17 protein-coding genes are annotated in these 19,527 nt (G+C 70.6%); 1 reads left to right on the forward strand and 16 read right to left on the reverse strand.

The window, feature by feature from the left end:
- Window positions 1–259: 259 nt before the first annotated feature.
- From AS97_RS14310 to rsmH, 16 genes are all read right to left on the reverse strand, one after another.
- On the reverse strand, window positions 260–1,450 hold the full coding sequence (locus AS97_RS14310) for a DivIVA domain-containing protein (protein WP_125759965.1): 1,191 nt from the start codon (window positions 1,448–1,450) through the stop codon (window positions 260–262).
- Window positions 1,451–1,499: 49 nt separating this feature from the next.
- Window positions 1,500–1,796 carry a YggT family protein gene (locus AS97_RS14315; RefSeq protein WP_014060001.1) on the reverse strand — a complete coding sequence of 99 codons (297 nt, stop codon included), beginning with the start codon at window positions 1,794–1,796 and terminating at the stop codon, window positions 1,500–1,502.
- A gap of 82 nt (window positions 1,797–1,878) precedes the next feature.
- On the reverse strand, window positions 1,879–2,499 hold the full coding sequence (gene sepF, locus AS97_RS14320) for a cell division protein SepF (protein ID WP_014060002.1): 621 nt from the start codon (window positions 2,497–2,499) through the stop codon (window positions 1,879–1,881).
- Between the two features lie 123 nt (window positions 2,500–2,622).
- Entirely contained in the window at window positions 2,623–3,342 is a 720-nt protein-coding gene (locus tag AS97_RS14325; protein WP_059143462.1) for a YggS family pyridoxal phosphate-dependent enzyme, read from the reverse strand.
- A 3-nt stretch (window positions 3,343–3,345) separates the two neighbouring features.
- On the reverse strand, window positions 3,346–4,086 hold the full coding sequence (pgeF, locus tag AS97_RS14330) for a peptidoglycan editing factor PgeF (protein WP_210565021.1): 741 nt from the start codon (window positions 4,084–4,086) through the stop codon (window positions 3,346–3,348).
- A gap of 43 nt (window positions 4,087–4,129) precedes the next feature.
- The gene (gene ftsZ / locus AS97_RS14335) at window positions 4,130–5,365 is read right to left on the reverse strand and encodes a cell division protein FtsZ (protein WP_059143460.1); all 1,236 of its coding nucleotides are present in this window, start codon (window positions 5,363–5,365) and stop codon (window positions 4,130–4,132) included.
- Between the two features lie 276 nt (window positions 5,366–5,641).
- The gene (locus AS97_RS14340) at window positions 5,642–6,439 is read right to left on the reverse strand and encodes an FtsQ-type POTRA domain-containing protein (protein WP_210565022.1); all 798 of its coding nucleotides are present in this window, start codon (window positions 6,437–6,439) and stop codon (window positions 5,642–5,644) included.
- A 13-nt stretch (window positions 6,440–6,452) separates the two neighbouring features.
- A complete protein-coding gene (gene murG / locus AS97_RS14345) occupies window positions 6,453–7,547 on the reverse strand; it encodes an undecaprenyldiphospho-muramoylpentapeptide beta-N-acetylglucosaminyltransferase (protein WP_059143458.1) in 1,095 nt (364 codons plus the stop codon).
- Between the two features lie 6 nt (window positions 7,548–7,553).
- Window positions 7,554–9,005, reverse strand: coding sequence for a putative lipid II flippase FtsW (gene ftsW, locus AS97_RS14350; RefSeq protein ID WP_107119200.1), 1,452 nt, complete (start codon window positions 9,003–9,005; stop codon window positions 7,554–7,556).
- A gap of 57 nt (window positions 9,006–9,062) precedes the next feature.
- The gene (gene murD / locus AS97_RS14355; RefSeq protein ID WP_185930284.1) at window positions 9,063–10,538 is read right to left on the reverse strand and encodes a UDP-N-acetylmuramoyl-L-alanine--D-glutamate ligase; all 1,476 of its coding nucleotides are present in this window, start codon (window positions 10,536–10,538) and stop codon (window positions 9,063–9,065) included.
- Window positions 10,535–11,602, reverse strand: coding sequence for a phospho-N-acetylmuramoyl-pentapeptide-transferase (mraY, locus tag AS97_RS14360; RefSeq protein ID WP_059143485.1), 1,068 nt, complete (start codon window positions 11,600–11,602; stop codon window positions 10,535–10,537). The genes murD and mraY overlap by 4 nt, the downstream gene beginning before the upstream one ends.
- Before the next feature lie 8 nt (window positions 11,603–11,610).
- Complete coding sequence (murF, locus tag AS97_RS14365; RefSeq protein ID WP_086706041.1) at window positions 11,611–13,041, reverse strand: UDP-N-acetylmuramoyl-tripeptide--D-alanyl-D-alanine ligase; 1,431 nt, start codon at window positions 13,039–13,041, stop codon at window positions 11,611–11,613.
- 62 nt (window positions 13,042–13,103) lie between these two features.
- On the reverse strand, window positions 13,104–14,864 hold the full coding sequence (locus AS97_RS14370; RefSeq protein ID WP_059143456.1) for a UDP-N-acetylmuramoyl-L-alanyl-D-glutamate--2,6-diaminopimelate ligase: 1,761 nt from the start codon (window positions 14,862–14,864) through the stop codon (window positions 13,104–13,106).
- A gap of 12 nt (window positions 14,865–14,876) precedes the next feature.
- Window positions 14,877–16,859, reverse strand: a complete 1,983-nt coding sequence (locus AS97_RS14375; protein ID WP_210565023.1) for a penicillin-binding protein 2 — start codon at window positions 16,857–16,859, stop codon at window positions 14,877–14,879.
- A gap of 99 nt (window positions 16,860–16,958) precedes the next feature.
- Window positions 16,959–17,525: a septum formation initiator family protein gene (locus AS97_RS14380; protein ID WP_197049052.1), complete on the reverse strand. Its 567-nt coding sequence runs from the start codon at window positions 17,523–17,525 to the stop codon at window positions 16,959–16,961.
- Complete coding sequence (rsmH, locus tag AS97_RS14385; protein ID WP_125759397.1) at window positions 17,522–18,484, reverse strand: 16S rRNA (cytosine(1402)-N(4))-methyltransferase RsmH; 963 nt, start codon at window positions 18,482–18,484, stop codon at window positions 17,522–17,524. Before rsmH ends, AS97_RS14380 begins: the two co-directional genes overlap by 4 nt.
- A 410-nt stretch (window positions 18,485–18,894) precedes the next feature.
- Between rsmH and AS97_RS14390 the strand changes: the two genes are divergently transcribed.
- Window positions 18,895–19,449, forward strand: a complete 555-nt coding sequence (locus AS97_RS14390) for a carbonic anhydrase (protein ID WP_086706037.1) — start codon at window positions 18,895–18,897, stop codon at window positions 19,447–19,449.
- Window positions 19,450–19,527 lie beyond the last annotated feature (78 nt).

Here is a 19,527-nt window from a genome sequence, read left to right on the forward strand (position 1 = left end):
CCCGTAACCGGGGCTCCGCCCCGGACCCCGGTCCTCAATCGCCGGACGGGCTGATTTCAGCCCGTCCGGCGATTGAGGACACGCCCGAAGGGCGTCCGGGGTTCAGGGGCGATGCCTCTGGTTCGGGAAGGGTCGGGTAGGGGAAAAGCCCCGGCCCCCACCACCCGCACGCGTGGCACGCAAAGGGCCGGGTCCCAGGAGAAGGCTCCTGGGACCCGGCCCTTGTGATTGCCGAACGCTCCGCGCTAGACGGCCCGCGTCAGTTGTCGTCCTCGTCGATGAGGAAGCCCCGCATCGGGCTGGGCGCCTGCTGCATCGGCTGCGGACTCTGCGGCCGCACCGGTGCCATCGGCTGGGTCATCGCGGGAGACATCTGCTGCTGCCCACCGTAGGACGGCGCTCCGCCGTTCTGGTTGTGGCCCCCCATGGTCTGGTTGCCACCCATGGTGTGGCCGCCCATCGAGCCGGCGCCGGCCGAGGCCATGGAGCCGCTCATCGACGGGGACGGCGGCAGCGAGGCGGTCGCCGGGGTGCGCGGCGGGGCGAGCGAGTCGTCGGCCTGGTTCTCCAGCTGGCGAAGCTGGCTCTCCAGGTACGACTTCAGCCGCGTGCGGTACTCGCGCTCGAAGCCGCGCAGGTCCTCGACCTTGCGCTCGAGCGTGGCACGAGCGGACTCCAGGGAGCCCATCGCGACACGGTGCTTCTCCTGCGCGTCCCGCTCCAGCGCGTCGGCCTTGGCGCGGGCGTCCCGCTCCAGACCCTCGGCGCGGCTACGGGCCTCGCCGACGATCTTGTTGGCCTCGGAACGGGCCTCCGCAATCGCCTGGTCGGCGGTCTGCTGCGCGAGCGAGAGCACGCGTGCGGCGCTGTCGCCGCCCGGGCCCTGGCCCGGCTGGGGCAGCTGCGGGCCGCCGGGGCCGCCAGGACCACCGGGACCGCCCATCGGGCCACCCATGGGACCGCCGGGACCCATGGGGCCGTTCTGGCCCATCGGACCGTTCTGGCCCATGGGGCCGGGTCCGCCCTGCTGCATCGGGCCAGGCCCGCCCTGCTGCATCGGACCGGGTCCGCCCTGCTGCATCGGTCCGGGGCCGTTCTGGCCCATCGGACCCGCCGGCAGCTGCGGGGCTCCGCCCGGGAGTTGGGGCGGACCACCCATCTGCTGCTGGCCGGGCGGCACCGGCTGCGGTCCGGATATGGCGGCGGGCACAGGTGCGCCGGGCCTCTCCTGCTGTTCGGGAGGCTTGCGCATACCTTGTTGCTGACTCTGGGCGGCGGCACGGGTCGCTGCGGCCAGCTTGGCACGCAGGTCCTCGTTCTCCCGTAGCAGCCGGGTCAGTTCGGCTTCGACCTCGTCGAGGAAGGCATCGACCTCGTCCTCGTCATAGCCTTCTCGGAGGCGGACGGTCGTGAACTGCTTGTTCCGCACGTCCTCGGGGGTCAACGGCATCTCTACTTCACCTCAACGTAGTCGTCGGCAATCGGCAAGACCGTATCGTTCACACCCTGCTCGCAAAATTGCTCACGACGGTGATCAGGATCCAGACGATGATCATCAGCACGAAGAAGGACAGGTCGAGCGCCACACCCCCGAGACGCAGCGGCGGAATGAACCGCCGCAGCAGCTTGAGTGGCGGATCGGTGACAGTGTAGGTGGCCTCGAGGATGACCACCATCGCCCTACCGGGTTGCCACGAGCGCGCGAACTGGAAGACATAGTCCATCACGAGCCTGAAGATCAGCACGATCAGGTAGCAGTAGAGCGCGATGTAGATCACCTGTAGTGCGATGCCCATCCCGCGCGTCCCTCTCCCCTGGTTCGTACCCGGCCTTTCGGCCTCGGATGACTCGGTGTTGCCGGTTTGCCGTTTTTGCGTCTCAGCTCTGGTTGAAGAACCCGCCCTCTGCGATACGGGCCTTGTCCTCCGCCGTGACATCGACGTTAGCAGGAGACAACAGGAACACCTTCTGCGTCACCCGCTCAATGCTCCCATGGAGGCCGAACACCAGACCGGCGGCAAAGTCGACAAGTCGCTTCGCATCCGTGTCGTCCATCTCCGTCAGATTCATGATCACGGGAGTGCCCTCACGGAAGTGTTCCCCGATAGTACGGGCCTCGTTGTAGGTCCGGGGGTGCAGTGTGGTGATGCGGTACGGCTCCCGCTCGGACACGACCTTGGGCATGATCACTGGCGCGTTCTTCTCCAAGTTCTGACGTTCAGGTGTGATGGACGCCACGGGGGCAATTCGCGCGGGTCGCCCGGTTTCCACCGCAAGAGGAGCCGGTTCACGTTGCGCGGGAGGGTGGACGACTCGCACAGATTCGCCCCTTTCCGGCCGCGGTTCGGTCTCCACTACCTGATGCCGCCGACGGTCCCGCTCCCGTTCGGGCTCCGGCTCGGGCTCGAAGTCGTCGTCGGGGTCGAATCCCCGGCCGTCGTACCCATCGTCCTCCACGAGGCCGAGGTAGACCGCCATCTTGCGCATCGCGCCGGCCATTCTCTGCGTCCTCCGCTCTGTGGTGGATCGGCTCCGCCACCGGATGCCATGGATCCACGTGGCCAGCCCGCCTTTTGGCGGGAATGACCATATTTTCTGCTGTGGTCCGACTTCTTCGCGACGTTACCGGAGGCTGGGTCGGACTCCGAGTACCGCAGTGCCGACGCGCACATGTGTCGCCCCCGCCGCCACGGCTTCCTCGAGGTCCGAGCTCATCCCCGCCGAGACCATGTTCGCAGCCGGATGAGCCACGCGCAGGCGGGATGAGATTTCCATCAGCCGGTCGAACGCCGCCCGCGGCCGCCCCTCGTAGGAGCCCGTCAGCGGGGCGACGGTCATCAGTCCGTCGAGCCGGAGTCCTTCGGCCTCGGCCACGGACTCCGCGAGCCGTTCCACTCCGCCCGGTCCCACGCCCCCGCGCGCTCCCCGTTCATCGGAGTCCGCGTCGAGCGCGACCTGAATCAGGACGCCCATCTCCCTCGCGGCCCCCACAGCCGCACGGGAGAGCGCGTCGACCAATCGCTTACGATCGACAGATTGCACCACATCGGCATAACTGGATACGGAACGCACCTTATTGGTCTGCAATTGCCCGACAAAGTGCCAGATCAACGGCAGATCCGCGCATTCCGCGGCTTTCGGGGCGGCTTCCTGATCGCGGTTCTCGGCGACATGCCGTACGCCGAGTTCCGCGAGCAAACGGACATCGCTCGCCGGATAGGTCTTGGTGACCACGATCAGGGTCACCTCTTCGCGCTCGCGACCGGCCTCGGCGCAGGCGGCAGAGATACGTTCCGTCACCCGGGCCAGATTCGCGGCCAGTTCCGTCTTGCGATCCGTCACAGCTCAGCCGTCCAACCAGACGTAGCTCGCGAGCCGCCCCGTGGTGTGCTCGCGCCGGTACGAGAAGTGGTCCGCCGACTCCAGGGTGCAGATGTGAGATTGTCCATCCTTCTCGTCCATCCGCACACCGGCACGGTCCAGTTGGGCCCGCACACCGGCCGCCACATCCACCGCCGGGGTACCCCACCGGGTCTCGGCCCACGCCTCCGGCACCGTCTGCGCGACATCGGCGCGCATCTCCGCGGGGACCTCGTAGCAGCGGCCGCAGACCGCGGGGCCGGTGCGGGCGACGATCCGGGCGGTCTCGGCGCCCTGTTCGGTCATCGCCCTGACCACCGCCGGGACCACTCCGGCGACCAGTCCCGGCCGGCCCGCGTGGGCGGCGCCGACGACCCCGGCCACCGGATCGGCCAGCAGCACCGGTGTGCAGTCGGCGGTAAGGACGGCCAGGGCGAGCCCCGGACGCCGCGTCACCACCGCGTCCACCGCCGGAATCTCATCGTCCGACCACGGTCCGTCGACCACCGCGACGTCCCGGCCGTGCACCTGGTTCATCCATACGACGGCCGCCGGGTCCAGGCCCATCGCCTTGGCGGCCAGTTCGCGGTTGGTCCGTACGGCCTGGGGGTCGTCGCCGACCGCCCCGCCGAGATTGAGCTCGTCATACGGAGCGGCGCTCACCCCGCCCCACCGATCGGTGAAGGCGAAGTGCGCGCCGCTCGCGTCGTGCTGTTGCGCTATCACGTCTGATTCACTTCAAAGTCGCCGTCGAGCCATGCCGGACGGCTCACTTCAGGAAGTCCGGGACGTCCAGCTCCTCGGCCTGGCTATCCGGGTACGGACGGGCCGGCGGGACCTGGGGGTGCGGGGTGGGCACCGGGGGCGGCGGCACCTCGGCGACCGGAGTCGGGTCCGCCGGGGCGGACTCCTCCTCGCGGGAGGTGACGCTGCCGAGCCCGCCGAAGGACGGGCGGCTGTTCTCCTGGCCGGACGGGCGGCTCGAGGAGCTGCCCGATCCCTCCTCGCGGCTGCCGCTGTAGGAACCCAGCACCTTGTCGCGGTTCTTGGGGGGCGGCTGACCGCCGTCGAAGCCGGCCGCGATCACGGTGACCCGGACCTCGTCGCCGAGCGCGTCGTCGATCACCGCGCCGAAGATGATGTTGGCCTCGGGGTGGGCGGCCTCGCTCACCAGCTGGGCGGCCTCGTTGATCTCGAACAGACCGAGGTCGGAACCGCCGGAGATGGAGAGCAGCACGCCCCGGGCGCCGTCGATGGACGCCTCCAGCAGCGGCGAGGAGATGGCCATCTCGGCCGCGGCCACCGCGCGGTCGTCACCGCGGGCCGAGCCGATACCCATGAGCGCCGATCCGGCCTCGGACATCACGGACTTGACGTCCGCGAAGTCGAGGTTGATCAGACCCGGGGTGGTGATCAGATCGGTGATGCCCTGAACACCCGACAGCAGCACCTGGTCGGCCGACTTGAACGCGTCGAGCACGCTCACCTGACGGTCCGAAATGGACAGCAGCCGGTCGTTCGGGATCACGATGAGGGTGTCGACCTCGTCCCGCAGACCCGCGATGCCGTCCTCGGCCTGATTGGCGCGGCGGCGGCCCTCGAAGGTGAACGGGCGGGTGACCACACCGATCGTCAGGGCGCCCAGCGAACGCGCGATATTGGCGACCACCGGCGCACCGCCGGTGCCCGTGCCACCGCCCTCGCCCGCGGTCACGAAGACCATGTCGGCCCCCTTGAGGACCTCCTCGATCTCCTCACGGTGGTCCTCGGCGGCCTTACGGCCGACATCCGGGTTGGCGCCGGCTCCAAGGCCCCGGGTGAGCTCACGGCCGACGTCCAGTTTGACGTCCGCGTCACTCATCAGCAGGGCCTGCGCATCGGTGTTGATCGCGATGAACTCGACGCCCTTGAGCCCGACCTCGATCATCCGGTTGATGGCATTCACGCCACCGCCGCCAATGCCGACGACCTTGATGACTGCGAGGTAGTTCTGCGGTGCTGCCACGTCGAAGGCCTCTCGCCTCGAGTTACGTGTCGCCACCCCGCCGTTGCCGCGGTGCGCCGACTGATGCCGAATGGGACGGTTCCGATTGCCGACCCCAACCCTAACGCTGAAGTTTAGGGTTACCAGTACCTCTGTTTCCCGGACTCTTCGGAACAGGACACTAAGTCGACAAGTGGCGCGCGTTCAATGAACACGCCGAACCTCCCGCTTTTCTTTTCACCCTATGTGATCACCCTGTGGGCTAGCCAACCAGGGTGCTGGCCTGCCGCTATCAGGTCAACTGCGAGACACCGCAGGGGCGCTCGGCGCACTGACGTCGAAGTGGTCCGCGTCCGGCTGCGCTTTCATCAGTGCGGTGAGCGTCTTCGCCTTCGCCTCGCCTCGCTCTCCGCTCCCCCAGGTGATGGTACGGCCTCCGGTCAGCTCCAGGGTGATCGAATCGTACGAGCGGACCCGGAGGGAACGGGTGTCCTGGCGGACCTTCTCGGGGAGTTGGGTGACCACCCGGACCGCCTCGCGGCGCAGTCCGGCGGGGCCGAAATGGCGCGAACTCGGCGACCGGTCCGGCTCCATTTCCAGCACCGGAACCCCGTTCGGACGCTTGCTCACGGTGGAGAACCGGACTCCGGCGGCGTCCACTTCATGGAACTTCCCGCCCTCTTCGACAATGGCTTCGGGCCTGCGTTCCGTCACTACCAGACTGATGGTGTGCGGCCATGACCGGGATACGTCCACTTTTGCAATCCGCGGCAGCCGCTCGCGCAACCGGTGTTCGATCGCGGCCGTGTCCACCGCGACCATCGGGGTGTTCAGCGGAACGTCGGCGGCGGAGCGCACCTCCTCGACGGTGAGGACGCCGGCGCCGGCGACCCGCACCCGCTCGGCCCGCAGCCAGCTCGAGCCGTACAGCAGCCAGACCGCGCCGGCGCCGAGCAGGGTCACCGCCACCGCCGTCACCACCAGGGGCCGGCGGCCGGGCAGCCGGAACCTGCGGCACGCCCGGAGGAAGCGTGGGGGCGGGCCGGACGGAATCGTCCCTCGTGCGCCGCGCTCGGCGGTCGACGGTCCGGCCACGCTCCCTGCCTTCTCACGCCTGGCGGCGTGCGCTGATCGCCTCGTACACCATGCCGACCAGCAGCTCGTCGGCGTCCCTGCGGCCGAACTCCGCGGCCCGCCGGGACATCTCGTACAGCCGGTGCGGGTCGCCGAGCACCGGGAGCACATTGCCCTGCACCCACTCGGGGCTCAGCTCGGCGTCGTCGACCAGCAGTCCGCCGCCCTCCTTGACCAGCGGCTGGGCGTTGAGCCGCTGTTCGCCGTTGCCGATCGGCAGGGGGACGTAGGCGGCCGGGAGCCCGACGGCGGACAGTTCGGCGACGGTCATCGCGCCCGCGCGGCAGAGCATCATGTCGGCCGCGGCATACGCGAGGTCCATCCGATCCAGGTACGATACCGGGATGTATGGCGGCATTCCGGGCATGTTGTCCACATGCGGCAATTCGTTTTTCGGACCGACCGCGTGCAGCACCTGGATCCCGGCGCGCTGCAGGAACGGCGCCACCGTCTGGACCACCTCGTTGAGCCGGCGCGCGCCCTGCGAACCGCCGGAGACCAGCAGCGTCGGCAGGTTCTGGTCGAGCCCGAAGGCCGCGCGGGCCTCGGGGCGGACCGCCGCCCGGTCGAGAGTGGCGATGGAGCGGCGCAGCGGGATGCCCACGTAGCGGGCGTTGCGGAGCTTGCTGTCGGGGGTGGAGACCGCCACGTACTTGGCGTAGCGCGAGCCGATCTTGTTGGCGAGCCCGGGGCGGGCGTTGGCCTCGTGGACGACGATCGGCACTCCGAGCCGCTTGGCCGCCAGGTATCCCGGCAGGGCCACATAGCCGCCGAAGCCGACGACACAGTCGGCCTTGGTGCGCTCCAGGATCTGCTCGGCGGCCTTGATGGTGCCGCGCAGCCGCCCGGGGACGGTGATCAGTTCGGGGGTGGGCTTACGCGGCAGCGGTACGGCCGGGATGAGCCCGAGTTCATAACCACGCTCCGGTACGAGCCGGGTCTCGAGCCCACGCTCCGTTCCGAGCGCCGTGATCCCCACGGTCGGGTCCTGCCTGCGCAGGGCGTCCGCGAGGGCGAGCGCTGGCTCGATGTGGCCGGCGGTCCCCCCACCGGCGAGTACGACATGCACCGAAATTCACCGCTCTCCGGACGGCCGCCTCTTGACGGGCCGTCGCATCGTCTTCCGTCTCACCCGAGCCAGCTTCTTCCGCAAAGCAGGCTGCCGCATGGCCAGCGCCGCTCGCGCACCGGGCTCAGCCCGTGCGAAGGCGATCAGCAGGCCGACGGCGAACATGGTCGGCAGCAGGGCGGACCCTCCGTAGGAGAACAGCGGGAGCGGAACACCGGCGATCGGCAGCAGACCGAGCACCGCACCGATATTGACCACGGCCTGGGCCGTGATCCAGGTGGTCACGCCTCCCGCGGCGTACCTCACGAAGGGGTCCTCCGTGCGTCCGGCCACGCGGATACCCGCATAGCCTAGAGCCGCGAAGAGAACGAGAACCGACAGCGTCCCCGCCAGGCCGAGTTCCTCCCCGGTAATGGCGAAGATGAAGTCGGTATGCGGTTCGGGTAGTTCGCCCCATTTCTCCATGCTTGCCCCGAGTCCGGATCCGAACCAGCCGCCGTTGGCGAGCGCGTAGATCCCGTGGACGGCCTGCCAGCACTGATCGTGGGCCCCGGGCTCGGTGGCGCCGATACAGGCGAGCCGGGACATCCGGTTGGCACTGGTCTTGATCAGCAGCATGCCGATGGCCCCGGCGAAGGCGAGGACGCCCACAAAAAGCCGGGTGGGGGCACCGGCCAGCCAAAGCAGACCGAAAAGGATCGCCGTGAGAATGATCGCAGTGCCCATGTCCCCGCCCAGCATGATCAGGCCGAGCAGCATGCCGGTCGCGGGCACCAGCGGGACCAGCAGGTGCTTCCACTGGGCCAGCAGCCGCTTGTCCTGTTTGCGGGCGAGAAGATCGGCGCCCCACAGGACGAGCGCCAGCTTGCCGAACTCACTGGGCTGGAGCAGGAACGGGCCGCCGAAGGAGATCCAGTTCTGGTTGCCGTTGACCGCGATGCCCATGCCCGGGACCTGCACCAGACACATCAGGAAGACCGAGACCGCGAGCAGCGGATAGGCGAAGGCGCGGTGCAGTTTGATGGGCATCCGCACGGCGAGCAGCATCAGCGCGCCGCCGAGCACGGCGGCGAAAAGCTGTTTGCGGAAGAAGTACGACGGTGAGAGCCCGGACTGCAGCGCCTTGATCTGGGAGGCGGAGTAGACCATGACCAGACCGAGCACCAGGATCAGCAGCGAGCCGCCGAGCAGCAGGTAGTACGCGGTCAGCGGCCGGTCCCAGGCCCTCCGGAGGCGCTGCTGCAGCCCGCGCAGCGCGTCCAAGGCGTTTCCCCTCGACGGGCGGCGCGGAGGGCGGGAGGCGCCCGCTGTGCCGCGCGGGCGGGCCGGGGACGCCGCCTTGCCCTTCGCCCGCGCGGCCTCCCGCAGCCGGGGGGCGCCGCCCGAGCGCGGCGCGGGGCGGCCGGTGCCGGGGCGGGCCGGCCGGGAGCGCGGGGCGGCGGGCTGGTCAGGCGTCATGGTCTTATCCCCTCCGGTTTCCCCGCGCGGGCGGTCCTCGCCGGGGGGACCGGCGGACTACTGATCGTCCGGCACCCGGCCGGAGGCCAGGTCCTGAACCGCCGCGGCGAAGGCGTCGCCCCGCTTGTTGTAGTTGATGAACATGTCCATCGAGGCACAGGCCGGGGCCATCAGGACGGTATCGCCCGGCCGGGCGAGCCGCGCCGCTTCGCGCACAGCCGCCGCCATCGCCCCAGTGTCGGTCCGGTCGAGGTCCACGACCGGGACATCTGCTGCGTGTCGCGCGAGCGCTTCGCGGATCAGGGCGCGGTCGGCGCCGATCAGCACGACGCCGCGCAGCCGCTTGGCCGCCGTAAGGACGAGCTCGTCGAAGGTGGCCCCCTTGGCGAGGCCGCCCGCGATCCACACGATGTGCTCATAGGCGCCCAACGACGCCTCCGCGGCATGGGTGTTGGTCGCCTTGGAGTCGTCGATATAGGCCACACCGTCGACGTCGGCCACATGCTCCACCCGGTGCGGATCGGGCCGGAAGGCGCGCAGGCCGTCCCGTACGGCCTTCGGCGGGACGCCGAAGGAGCGGGCCAGGGCCGCCGCCGCGAGGGCGTTGGCGATGTTGTGCGGGGCCGGCGGGTTCACATCGGAGACCTCGGCGAGCTCCTGCGCCTGCTTCTGCCGGTCCGCCACGAAGGCCCGGTCGACGAGGATGTTCTCCACGACGCCGAGTTGGGAGGGGCCGGGGGTGCCGAGGGTGAAGCCGATCGCCCGGCAGCCCTCCTCGACATCGGCCGCGCGCACCAGGTCCTCGGTGGCGGGGTCGGCCACGTTGTAGACGCAGGCCACCTGGTTGCCCTCGTAGATGCGGCCCTTGTCGGCCGCGTAGGCCGCCATGGAGCCGTGCCAGTCGAGGTGGTCCGGGGCGAGGTTGAGCACCGCCCCGGAGTGGGCGCGCAGCGAGGGCGCCCAGTGCAGCTGGTAGCTGGAGAGCTCGACGGCGAGCACGTCGTACGGCTCGTCGCCCAGCACGATGTCCAGGAGCGAGACGCCGATGTTGCCGACGGCGGCGGTGCGCAGCCCGGCCGCCTCCAGGATGGCGGCCAGCATCCTTACGGTGGTCGTCTTGCCGTTGGTGCCGGTCACCGCGAGCCACGGCGGGGCGTCCTCCCCGCGCAGCCGCCACGCCAGCTCCACATCGCCCCAGATGGGCACGTTCGCCTCGGCGGCGGCCAGGAAGAGCGGGCTGGTGGGCTTCCACCCGGGGGTGGTCACGATCAGCTCGGTGCCCTCGAGCAGCCCCGCGGCGGAGCCGCTATCGGACACGGCACCGTCCCCGAGGCGGACCGTGATGCCCAGCGGCTCCAGTTCGGCCGCCTGGGCGCGCTGCGCTTCACCGTCGCTGCCGTTCACCACGGTCACCGAGGCCCCGAGGCCCCGCAGCGCACGCGCCGCGGGGACCCCGGAGACGCCGAGTCCGGCGACGATGACCTGCCGTCCGGCGAGGTCGGACACGTCGAGGGCGACGGCGTCGGACGTCACGAGGCTCGCCACCCCGCGTAGAACAGGCCGAGGCCGACGATCACGCACATGCCCTGGATGATCCAGAACCGGACCACCACAAGGACTTCGCTCCACCCCTTGAGTTCGAAGTGGTGCTGGAGTGGCGCCATCCGGAAGACCCGTCGTCCGGTCGTCCGGAAGGAGCCGACCTGGATGACCACGGACATGGTGATCAGCACGAACAGGCCGCCGAGGAGGGCCACCAGCAGCTCCGTGCGCGAGCAGATGGCCAGGCCCGCGAGCGCGCCGCCGAGCGCGAGCGAACCGGTGTCGCCCATGAAGATCTTGGCGGGTGAGGTGTTCCACCACAGGAAGCCGAAGCACGCGCCCATCAGGGCGGAGGCGACGACGGCCAGGTCGAGCGGATCGCGGACCTCGAAACAGGACGCCGGGTTGGTGAGCGTCTGCGCGTTGGCGCAGGACTCCTGGTACTGCCAGACGCCGATGAAGGTGTAGGCGCCGAAGACCATCACGGAGGCGCCGGTGGCCAGACCGTCGAGGCCGTCGGTGAGGTTCACGCCGTTCGACATCGCAAGGATCATGAACAGCGCCCAGATCGCGAAGATCACCGGGCCGAAGGACCAGCCGAAGTCCTGGACGAAGGAGAGCCGGTCGGAGGCGGGGGTCTGCTGGCGCGCGTCGGCGAAGTTCAGCGCGAGGATCGCGAAGGCGATACCGACGATCAGCTGACCGGCCATCTTGGCCTTGGCCCGCAGGCCCAGGCTGCGCTGCTTGACGATTTTGATGTAGTCGTCGAGGAAGCCGACCAGACCCATGCCGGCGAACAGGAAGAGCACCAGCACGCCGGAGAAGGTCGGCTGACTGCCCGTGATCACCTTCGCCAGGGCGTAGGCGATCAGTGTGGCCAGGATGAAGGAGATGCCGCCCATCGTGGGCGTGCCCTTCTTGCTGCCGTGGGTGCGCGGGCCGTCGTCCCGGATGAACTGGCCGTAGCCCTTGCGCGCCAACAGCTTGATCAGCAGCGGGGTGCCGATCAGGGTCAGAAAGAGCCCGATGGCTCCCGAGAAGAGGATCTGCCTCATGCCACCCATTAGCGGACGCCCTCACCCTCGCCCTCGAGCAACGCCTGCGCGACCCGCTCCAGCCCCACCGACCTGGATGCCTTCACCAACACGACGTCCCCCGGTCGCAGCTCGCTGCGCAGCAGATCGACCGCTGCCCGCACGTCGGACACGTGCACCGACTCCTCACCCCACGAACCCTCGTTCTTGGCGCCCATGTCCAGCCAGGCGGCCTCCTGGCCGCCGACCGCCACGAGCTTGCTGACGTTGAGCCGGACGGCCAGCCGTCCGATCGCGTCGTGCTCGGCCAGTGACTCCTCGCCCAGCTCGGCCATCGGGCCGAGCACCGCCCACGTGCGACGCCCCGGTGTGACAGCACCCATGGCGACCAGCGCGCGCAGCGCTGCTCGCATGGACTCGGGGTTCGCGTTGTAGGCGTCGTTGACGACCGTCACGCCGTCCGAGCGCTCGGTGACCTCCATCCGCCAGCGGGAGAGCTGCCCCACCTCGGAGAGCGCCACGGCGATCTCGTCGACGGACATGCCCAACTCATGGGCGACGGCGGCCGCGGCGAGCGCGTTCGACACGTGGTGCTCACCGTACAGGCGCATGGTCACTTCGCTGCACCCGGTAGGGGTGTGAAGCGTGAAGGCGGGGCGGCCGCCGTCGGCGAGCCGGACATTCCCGGCACGCACATCGGCGTCCTCGGCCTCCCCGAACAGGACGGTACGGGCCTTGGTGCGCGACACCATGGCGCGCACCAGGGGGTCGTCGGCGTTGAGCACCGCCACCCCGCCCTCCTCGGCGGGGGGCAGGGCCTCCACCAGCTCGCCCTTGGCCTCGGCGATCTGCTCCCGGCCGCCGAACTCTCCGATATGGGCGGTGCCGACGTTGAGCACGAGTCCGATACGGGGCGGGGTGAGGTCCGTCAGGTACCGGATGTGGCCCTTGCCGCGGGCACCCATCTCCAGCACCAGGTGCAGGGTGGCCTCGTCGGCGCTCATCGCGGTGAGCGGCAGGCCGATCTCGTTGTTGAGCGAGCCCGGCGTCCATACGGTGGGGCCGCGGCGCTGGAGGAGCTGGGCGATGAGGTCCTTGGTGCTGGTCTTGCCCGCGGAGCCGGTGAGCGCGACCACAGTGGCGTCCAGGCGCTCCACGACGGCGCGCGCGAGCGCTCCCATGGCGGCGATGACATCGGGCACGACGATCGCCGGTACGGGGGCGTCCGCGGTGCCGACGGGGCGCGCGGCCAGGACCGCCGTGGCGCCGGCCTCGATCGCCCCTCGGGCGAAGTCGTGGCCGTCCACGCGCTCCCCGGGGAGCGCGGCGAAGAGGCTGCCGGGCCGCACCTCACGGGAGTCGATCACCACAGGGCCCGTGACCTTCAGGTCCGGGTCCGGTATGTCGTGCGGCTGTCCACCGACTAGGCCGGCGATCTCGGTGAGGGACAGTGCGATCACTGATCACCTCCGGCCGTGCGGGAGAGCTGCCTTGAGGGGGCTGGTGCGCGCATGGCGGTCTGTCATCCCTGGTCGTCTTGGTGATTGTCCCGGTGTTGTGGGCTTGCCTCGGGGCGCGTGGCATCGCGCCTGTGGGCTCGCTCACTGAGTTCGATGGCCTCGCGGAGTACCTGGCGGTCGTCGAAGGCACGGATCACGCCGGCGATGTCCTGGCCCAGTTCATGGCCCTTGCCGGCCACGATGACGGTGTCACCCGGCTCGGCGCGGGCGACGGCGGCCGCGATGGCGTTGGCCCGGTCCTCCTCGACCAGCACATCACCGCGCTCGTGAGCGGGCACCTCGGCGGCGCCCGCGAGCATGGCGGCGAGGATCGCGAGCGGGTCCTCGGAGCGCGGGTTGTCGGAGGTGAGGACGGCCGTGTCGGAGTACCGGGCCACCGCGGCGCCCATGGGGCCGCGCTTGAGCCGGTCACGGTCCCCGCCGCAGCCGAGGACGGCGTGCAGCTTGCCGTCGGTCACCTTACGGAGGGCACGCAGCACCGACTCCACGGCGTCGGTCTTGTGGGCGTAGTCGACGACCGCGAGGTAGGGCTGGCCCAGGTCGACCCGCTCCAGCCGGCCCGGTACGCCGGGGACGGCGGCGATGCCGTCGGCGGCCGTCTGCGGGTCGATCCCGGCGACGGCGAGGGCGACGACGGCGGCGAGGGCGTTGGCCACGTTGAAGGGGCCCGGGAGGGGCGCGGCGGCCCGTACGGACTCACCGTTCGGGCCGACGGCGGTGAAGGTCGAGCCGAGCGGGCCGACCTCGACGTCCGCGGCGCGCCAGTGGGCGTCGGGGTGGCCCTCGGCGGAGAAGGTGGTGACGGGGACCTCGGACTGCTCGATCAGCCGCCGGCCGTACTCGTCGTCGTAGTTGATCACTCCGGCGCGGCTGCGGGCCTTGGTGAACAGCTGGGCCTTGGCCTGGAAGTAGTCCTCCATGCCGGAGTGGAACTCCATGTGCTCCGGGCTGAGGTTGTTGAACACCGCGACGTCGAAGACGCAGCCGTCGACGCGGCCGAGGACCAGGGCGTGGCTGGAGACCTCCATGACGACCGAGTGAACGTCGCGCTCCCGCATCACCGCGAACAGGGCCTGCAGATCGGTGGCCTCGGGGGTGGTGCGCTCGGACTTGATGCGCTCGTCGCCGATCCGCGTCTCCACCGTGCCGATGAGACCCGTAAGGCCGCCATCGTGCTTCGCGGCGGCCTTGAGGCCGCCCTCGATGAGATACGCGGTCGTGGTCTTGCCGGAGGTGCCGGTGATGCCGATCTGCAGCAGGTCCGCACCCGGCTCGCCGTAGATCGTGGCGGCCAGCGCGCCCATCCGGCCGCGCGGGTTGTCCACCGCCAGGACCGGCAGTCCGGTGGCGGCGGCGCGCTCGGCGCCGGCCGGGTCGGTCAGCACCGCGACCGCGCCGAGGTCGGCGGCCTGGGCGGCGAAGTCCGCGCCGTGGAGGCGGGCGCCGGCCAGCGCGGCGTACACATCGCCGGGGCGTACGGCTCGCGAGTCATGGGTGATCCCGGTGACCGCGGCCCCCTCCGAGGCATCGGGGGCATCGACGCCCAGCTGATCCGCCAGCTCCGCCAGCGGGATCGGGCGGACCTGGAGAGGGCGGGGCGCTCCCGGGTATTCCACAGAAACGTCCTTCTGAGGGGTTTGGGACTGATCAGCGTGGGGCACGGCGGTGAGCGTACCCGGGACACCCGCTCCCCCGCGAAATGAGGCGGCGAAGCGGGGCCGTACCGGACCGTGGTTCCCGGGGTCCGGCGTGATCGTCGTCACTGCTGGGTCCGCTCACTGGCCCGGGTTGTAGCTCACGGGGAGCCGTTTGGGCTGCTTCCCGGACGGCGGGACCTGCAGGGCCTTGAGGCCGAACTCCATGACCTTCTTGTAGACCGGTCCGCAGACCTGACCGCCGAAGTAGCTGCCCTTCGTCGGGTTCTGAACGGCACAGTAGACGGTCAGCCGCGGTTTGTCGGCCGGGGCGAAGCCGGCGAAGGACGCGGTGTAGCCGCGGTAGCGGCCGGTCTTGGGGTCCACCCGGTTGGAGGTGCCGGTCTTGCCCGCGACGAGATAGCCGGGGATCTTCGCCTTGGCGCCGGTACCCTGCTGGTCGTCGACGACCGACTCGAGCATCTCGGCGAGCGTCTTCGCGGTCTCCTTACTGACGACACGGGTCTTCTCGGGGGCGGGCGCGGCCGTGTAGTCGCCGCCGGGCCCCTTGGTGCCGCGGACGAGGGTGGGCGCGATGCGCTCGCCGCCGTTGGCGATGGTGGAGTACACGGAGGCCGCCTGGACGGCGTTGAGCGACAGCCCCTGGCCGAAGGGGATGGTGTACTGCTGCGAGGCGCTCCAGTCCTGCGGCCGGGCCAGGATGCCCGGGGTCTCGCCGGGGAGGCCGAGCCCGCTGGGCCGGCCGATCCCGAACTTCCGCAGGTAGGAGTAGAGGATCTGGTTCTTCTGCTTCTTGGTCTTCCCCAGCTGCTCGGTGGCCAGGATCGTGCCGATGTTGCTGGACTTGGCGAGCACGCCGTTGAGCGTGAGGTACCAGGTGGGGTGGTCGATGTCGTCGGCGAATGCCCGGTCCGCGCGCGGCAGCCGGTTGGGGACCACCACATGGGTGTCCCAGCGGGCCACGCCCTCCTGGAGGACCGCGGCCATGGACATGAGCTTGCTGACGCTGCCGGGCTCGTAGGCGTCGGAGACCGCGGCGTTGCCCAGGTCGTCCGCGTCCGTCGTGGTGATGTCGCCGGGATCGAACCCGGGCGCGTTGGCCATCGCCAGGAGCTGTCCGGTGCGGGTGTCCTGGACGATGACATAGCCGCGGTCGGCCCCGGACTTGCGGACCTGGTCGGCGATGGCGCTCTGGGCGGCCCACTGGATGTCCCGGTCGATGGTCAGCTCGTAATCGCTGCCGGGGACCGCGGGCTGCTCCTTGAGGTCCCCGGTGGGCACCTGGTGGCCGCCCGACTGGGCGTAGACGCGCTTGCCGTCCTTGCCCGCGAGCTTCTTGTTGAGCTGCTGCTCGAGCCCGGCGGCGCCGCGGCCGTCGGCGCCCACGAATCCCAGTACCCCGGCGGCGAGATCCCCGTTCGGATAGACCCGCTTGCTGTGCGCCTCGCGGTTGACCCCGGCCAGGACGTTGGTGCCCTTGCCCTTGGTCGCCGCGTCGTCCAGGGCGCTCTTCAGGTCCTTGATCTGGTTCCAGACCTGCGGCGACTGCTGCCGGGCGAGCACCACGTACTGCGACGTGGGGTTGTCGGTGAGCTTCTTCTCCAGGTCCGCCTCCTCCTTGCCGAGGATCGGCGCGAGGAGGGCCGCGGCCTGGCGCGGCGCGTCACGGGTCTTGGCCGTCTTGGGCGTGAGCAGGTCGGGGGCGGCGGTGATGTCGTACGCGTCCACCGTGGTCGCCAGGTCGACGCCGTTGCGGTCGGTGATGGAGCCGCGCTCGGCGGACAGCTTCACCGGGATGTAGCGGTTGACGTTGGCCTTGGCCGCGTAGGCGCTGGCGTCGACGGCCTGCACCTGCAGCAGCCGTACGACGAAGACCAGCATGACGAGGGTGAGGCCGAGGCTGATCAGCCGCAGCCGGGGGCGCGGGCTGCCCAGCCGCAGCCGCTGGGCAGCACCGGGGCGCGGGCGCTGGGCCGGACGGCCGGACGATCCTCCCTGGCGCCCACCGGGGCGCCGCGCCGCGTCCTGGCGCGGGCGGCGGTCGCCGCGCGGACCGGCTGGGCCGGGCACGCCACGGCGGCGGGGATGCTGGGGCGCGCTCACGCGACGGCCGCCCTCGGCTCGGCGGCCGCCCCCCGCGCGCGGGCGGTGCTCCGCGCGGGCGGGCCGGGCTGGGCGCGGGCTGGGGATCGCGTCACCGTGTCACCTCTGAGGGGCCGGGGTGGACTGCGCGGAGGCGGAGGAGGTCGCGGAGAGGGCGCTGGGCAGCCCCCACGGGGTCACGGACGCCGTGCCCGTGCCCGCCGCGGACGGGGTGGCGGCCGACGGCGCGAGGACGGACGGGGTGGGCGACGCCTGGGACGGCGTGGGGTCGAGCGCGGACGGCGGCGCCGGGCCGGGGGCGCCGAGCACCGAGGGCTGCCCCGAGGCGGGGGCGGGCACCCCGCTGACCGAGCCGTCGGGGTTGAGGAAGGCCGGGCTGCCGCCGGGCACCATCCCCAGTTCCCGGGCGCGCCGTTCCAGTTCGGCGGGGGCGGAGAGCTGGTCGACGTCCTGCTGGAGCGCCTGGCGCTCGTCGGTGAGTTCCCCGGTCTGCTTCTCGAGCCTGCTGAGCTCGAACGCCCCCTGGTTGAGGGAGGAGTTCAACAGCAGCAGGGCGATCAGGCCGGAGCCGAGCAGGACCACGACGAGCAGCACGAAGGGCGTGCGCCTGGCCGTGGTGGCGCCCGGCACCGGCCGGCCTTTCGGCCCCGTCCCCCGCACGCTCATGGACCGACCTCTTCCCGGATGCGCTCAGCCCCCCGGAACCGGGCCGGGGCGGCCCGCCGGTTCTCGGCGATCTCCTCCTCGGTGGGCAGCTCCGCGCCGCGGGTGAGCAGCTTCAGCCGGGGCTGGTACTGCTCGGGGACGACCGGCAGCCCGGGGGGCGCCGTATTGCGGGCACCGGCCGCGAACACCTGCTTGACCAGGCGGTCTTCCAGCGAGTGATACGAGAGCACGGCGATCCGCCCGCCGACCGCGAGCGTCCCCACGGCCGCCGGAATGGCCTGCTCCAGGACCGCGAGCTCGCCGTTGACCTCGATCCGCAGCGCCTGGAAGGTGCGCTTGGCCGGATTGCCGCCGGTGCGCTTGGCGGCCTGCGGCAGCGCCGCGCGGATCAGCTCGACGAGCCGGGCGCTGTTGGTGAACGGCTCCTTGGCGCGCTCGCGCACCACCGCGTCCACGATCTTCTTGGCGAACTTCTCCTCGCCGTACGCCCGCAGGATGCGCACCAGCTCGCCCGGCGGATAGGTGTTGAGCACCTCCGCCGCGCTGACGCCGGTGGTCTGGTCCATCCGCATGTCCAGCGGGACGTCCTGGGCGTAGGCGAAACCGCGCTCGGCCTCGTCCAGCTGCATGGAGGACACGCCGAGGTCGAAGAGGATCCCCTGGACGCGCGGGACGCCGAGCCGGTCGAGGACCTCGGGCAGCTCGTCGTAGACCGCGTGGACCAGCGTGGCCCGGTCGCCGTACGGGGCGAGCCGCTCACCGGCGAGTCGCAGCGCGGACGGGTCGCGGTCCAGGGCGATGAGCCGGGCCTCGGGGAAGTCGCGCAACAGCGCCTCGCTGTGGCCGCCGAGGCCCAGGGTGCAGTCGACCACGACCGCGCCGGGCCGGGCGAGAGCGGGGGCCAGCATGTCCAGGCAGCGCTGGAGCATGACGGGAACATGGAGAGCGTTGCTGCTCATTGCGCTGCTGGTGCGCCCTTCTGAGGATCGGGCGAGGATGGTACGCACCTCCGGGTCCCCGCCCGCTCTGAAGGGGAAGTGGCCTACTGGCGCCGGGGAAGTGACGTCAGGCGACCGGAGCGGGAGGAGGCCGAGGGGTACGTACGCACCGCGCTCACGCGAAATTCCGGGATCCGAGGGGAGCGTCACGCCTCCCACTTCGCGTCACTTTAGTCCACTCGTCCCTTCGGTCAACCAACCGGCCAGCGCGTCCCGCCCCGGGGGGTGGTATCACCTCCCTCAAGCACCACACCGAGGGGCACAGGGGGCTGTGGGTTGTCTCACATCACCCGCTCGGCCCACCCCGTTGCCCTCGTTTGCCCTACCTAAAGAGAAGACAAAAATTCCTGGTGAGAGGTAGCGTCGTCATTATGTCGATAGCAGCGCCGCAGCCGAATCCGTCCACCGACCGCGACGCCCGTACGGGAGACACGGTCACCGACCGCCTCGTGGAGGCCAACCGCAAGTACGCCGAGAAGTTCACCGACCCCGGAATGGACGCGCGGCCCGTGCAGCGCGTCGCCGTCGTCGCGTGCATGGACGCCCGACTGGACCTGCATGAGGCACTCGGCCTGGAGCTGGGCGACTGCCACACCATCCGCAACGCCGGCGGTGTGGTCACCGACGACATCATCCGGTCCCTGACCATCAGCCAGCGCGCGCTCGGGACCCGCAGCGTCGTACTCATCCACCACACCGGCTGCGGTCTGCTGAGCCTCACCGAGGACTTCCGGCATGAGCTGGAGGAGGAGGTGGGGCAGCGTCCGTCATGGGCGGTCGAGGCGTTCAAGGACCTCGACGCCGACGTCCGCCAGTCGATGCAGCGGGTGCGCACCTCGCCGTTCCTGGTGCACACCGACGACGTCCGCGGCTTCGTCTTCGATGTGACGACGGGTCTGCTGCGGGAGGTCACGCCGCGCGCCTGAGGGATGCCGAGGTACTGAAGGGATTCAGCACCCGAATTCGCACAAGCGTGACAAATAACCCCGGGTTATCCACAGCCG

Source organism: Streptomyces sp. AgN23 (assembly GCF_001598115.1).
GTDB lineage: Bacteria > Actinomycetota > Actinomycetes > Streptomycetales > Streptomycetaceae > Streptomyces > Streptomyces antimycoticus.

What these genes read in the sequence shown, in the direction of transcription:
- AS97_RS14310 (WP_125759965.1), bottom strand. Translation starts at nt 1,450, where the DNA reads ATGCCGTTGACCCCCGAGGACGTGCGGAACAAGCAGTTCACGACCGTC.
- AS97_RS14315 (WP_014060001.1), bottom strand. Translation starts at nt 1,796, where the DNA reads ATGGGCATCGCACTACAGGTGATCTACATCGCGCTCTACTGCTACCTG.
- sepF (WP_014060002.1), bottom strand. Translation starts at nt 2,499, where the DNA reads ATGGCCGGCGCGATGCGCAAGATGGCGGTCTACCTCGGCCTCGTGGAG.
- ftsW (WP_107119200.1), bottom strand. Translation starts at nt 9,005, where the DNA reads ATGACGCCTGACCAGCCCGCCGCCCCGCGCTCCCGGCCGGCCCGCCCC.
- mraY (WP_059143485.1), bottom strand. Translation starts at nt 11,602, where the DNA reads ATGAGGCAGATCCTCTTCTCGGGAGCCATCGGGCTCTTTCTGACCCTG.
- AS97_RS14380 (WP_197049052.1), bottom strand. Translation starts at nt 17,525, where the DNA reads ATGAGCGTGCGGGGGACGGGGCCGAAAGGCCGGCCGGTGCCGGGCGCC.
- rsmH (WP_125759397.1), bottom strand. Translation starts at nt 18,484, where the DNA reads ATGAGCAGCAACGCTCTCCATGTTCCCGTCATGCTCCAGCGCTGCCTG.
- AS97_RS14390 (WP_086706037.1), top strand. Translation starts at nt 18,895, where the DNA reads ATGTCGATAGCAGCGCCGCAGCCGAATCCGTCCACCGACCGCGACGCC.